This window comes from Trebonia sp., from assembly GCF_030042015.1.
Taxonomy (GTDB): domain Bacteria; phylum Actinomycetota; class Actinomycetes; order Streptosporangiales; family Streptosporangiaceae; genus Trebonia.
Map to the genome: position 1 here is coordinate 1 of NZ_JASIAL010000504.1, position 2,606 is coordinate 2,606.

The 2,606-nt window shown below is 76.3% G+C and carries 1 protein-coding gene and 1 pseudogene; one reads left to right on the forward strand and one right to left on the reverse strand.

Annotated features, from left to right (window positions below; all coding sequences use genetic code 11):
* Positions 1–31: 31 nt before the first annotated feature.
* Positions 32–1,348, reverse strand: a complete 1,317-nt coding sequence (locus tag Q1N79_RS27050; protein ID WP_300613834.1) for an alpha-amylase family protein — start codon at positions 1,346–1,348, stop codon at positions 32–34.
* A 61-nt stretch (positions 1,349–1,409) separates the two neighbouring features.
* On the opposite strand from Q1N79_RS27050, the pseudogene Q1N79_RS27055 reads away from it, so the two are divergent.
* Positions 1,410–2,606: pseudogene (locus Q1N79_RS27055) on the forward strand (hypothetical protein); the annotation flags it as partial.

Genomic DNA, 2,606 nt, shown 5'->3' on the forward strand with positions numbered 1-2,606 from the left:
ACGGGCGCGCCCGCGGCCTAAGGCCGCCCGGTCACGCCAGGATCGTCCAGGCGTGCCCCGGGACGAGCAGCGGGTCGTCCGGCGCCACGCCGCCCGCCGCGGTCTCGGCTGCCGCCAGGCCGGCGCGGTCCACCGGGAACCGGTGCGGCTCGTCGCCGGTATTCAGCAGCAAGAGCACCCGCCCGCCGCCGCCGGCCGGCGCCATGCGCAGCGCCATCGCGGACGGCGCCAGGTGCTCGGTGACGGTCCGCGCCCGCACCAGCCAGGGATGACGGCGCCGGAACCCGATCAGCCGCTGGTGCAGCCGGTAGCACCGCCACCCGTCCGGCGCCAGGCCTGCCGGAGAGGCGGGGAAAGGGGCGCGCACCTCGTCGTCGCCGCCCTCCCTGTGCTCCTTCGCCCCGCGGAACGCCTGCTCGTCCCCGTAGTACACGCTGGGCACCCCGGCCACGCAGAACAGCACGGCGAGCGCGTGGCCGACGTGCCGCTCGTCGGTCAGCCGGGTTGCCAGCCGGGTCACGTCGTGGTTCCCGACGAACGTCTGCGGCACCGCCCCGTCCGGGAAACCGTCGAGGAAGCCGTTGTGCCGCCGCAGCGCGTGGTCGAGCTCGAAGAAGTTCCTGTCGTTGAGCGAGGACCAGATCGCCTTCCACAGCTCGTACTGGGTGATCGCGTCCAGCCCGCTGTCGGCCGCGTAGGCGGCGTAGTCCCCGTGGATCATCTCCCCGACGAACCACGCGCAGGGAAACGACTCGCGCACCGCCGGCAGCGCCTTGCTCCAGAAGCCGGGCGGCACCGCGTAGGCCGCGTCAAGCCGCCAGCCGCCCGCGCCGCGGCCGAGCCAGTAGTTCATCACCTCGATCACATAGCCGAGCACCGCGGGCTCGTCGTGGTCGAACTCCACCAGGTGACGGTGGCCTTCGAAGACCGCGAAGCCGCCGTCGTCGTCCCGCTTGAACCAGCGCGCCGCGGGCGTCCCCGCTCCCCCGTGGGCGGCGGCCTGGAACGCGGGAAACCCGCGGCCCACGTGGTTGAAGACCCCGTCGAGGACAAGCCGCACGCCGCGCCGGCCGGCGGCGGTCACCAGCGCGTCGAAGTCGTCCTCGTCGCCAAGCCGCGGGTCGATCCTGAAATGGTCCACGGTGTCGTAGCCGTGTGTCTGCGAGGCGAAGATCGGTCCGAGCAGCAGCCCGTTGCAGCCGAGCTCGACCGCGTAGTCGAGCCACGCCTCCAGCGTGCGGAGCCGGTGCCGGGCAGGGCCGGGCGCGGGCACGGCCGCCCGCTCCGCGCCGGTGAAGCCGAGCGGATACACGTGCCACACGATGGCGTGGTCAGCCCAGGACGCCACGCGCCCTACGGTACCGGCCGCGCACCGGCACCGCCTGGATTTGGATTAGGGTCGGGCTGTGGTGGATGCGCTGGCCGACCCGTTCGGCACCGCGGAGCTGCGCCGCCGGGTGCTGCAGGCCTGGGCCGCCTCGCCCGCGCGGCTGCGCGAAGACGCGAACGTCGAGGAAGACTACGCGCTGGGCGGCTACCGGGACCGGGTCGTGGTTGAGCTCGCGCAGAACGCCGCCGACGCCGCGGCGCGCGCGGGAGTGCCCGGCCGGCTGCGCCTGACGCTGCGCGACCGGACGCTCGTGGCGGCGAACACCGGGGCGCCGCTTGACGCCGCGGGGGTGGAGGCGCTGGCCACGCTGCGCGCCTCAGGCAAGCGGGGAGCCGACGGGCCGGCGGGGACCGTCGGCCGGTTCGGGGTGGGTTTCGCCGCGGTGGTCGCGGTCAGCGACGCGCCGCGCATCTGCTCCGTCACCGGCGCCGTGTCCTGGTCGCGGGACGCGACCAGGGACCTCGTCCGCCAGGTTCCCGCGCTCGCCGGGGAGCTGGCGGCCCGGTCGGGGCACGTCCCCGTGCTGCGGCTGCCGTTCGCCGCGGACGAGGCGCCACCGGACGGGTTCGCGACCGCGGTGACCCTGCCGCTGCGGGACGCCGCCGCCTGCGAGCTCGCCGGCCGGCTGCTCGCCCAGGCGGGCCCGGCGCTGCTGCTGGCCCTGCCCGCCCTGGCCGAGGTGCGGATCGTGACCGACGCCGGCACCCGCGTGCTCACCGCCGAGCACGACGAGACCGACGTCACGATCACCGTCGACAGCGCGGCGCAGCGGTGGCGGACCGCGGCGGCCGGCGGCCGGCTCGACCAGGGGCTGCTCGCGGACCGGCCGACGGAGGAGCGGGCACGGCCGTGGTGGTCGGTGCGCTGGGCGGTGCCCGTCGCCGCGCCCGGCGGGGGCGGCGACGGCGACGTCCCGGTCCCGCTGCCCGACGGGGTGCCCGCCGTGGTGCACGCGCCCACGCCGACGGACGAGCCGCTCGGCCTGCCCGCGCTGCTCCTCGCGTCGTTTCCGCTCAGCCCCGACCGGCGGCATGTCGCGCCTGGCGCGCTCGCCGGCTTCCTCACCGACCGGGCCGCCGAGAGCTACGCCGGCCTGCTGCCGGGACTGGCGCCGGGCCGGGGCCTGCTCGACCTGGTTCCCGGGCCGGTCGCGCGCGGCGAGCTCGACGCGCGGCTGCGCCGCGCCATCATGGACCGGCTGCCGCGGACGGCGTTC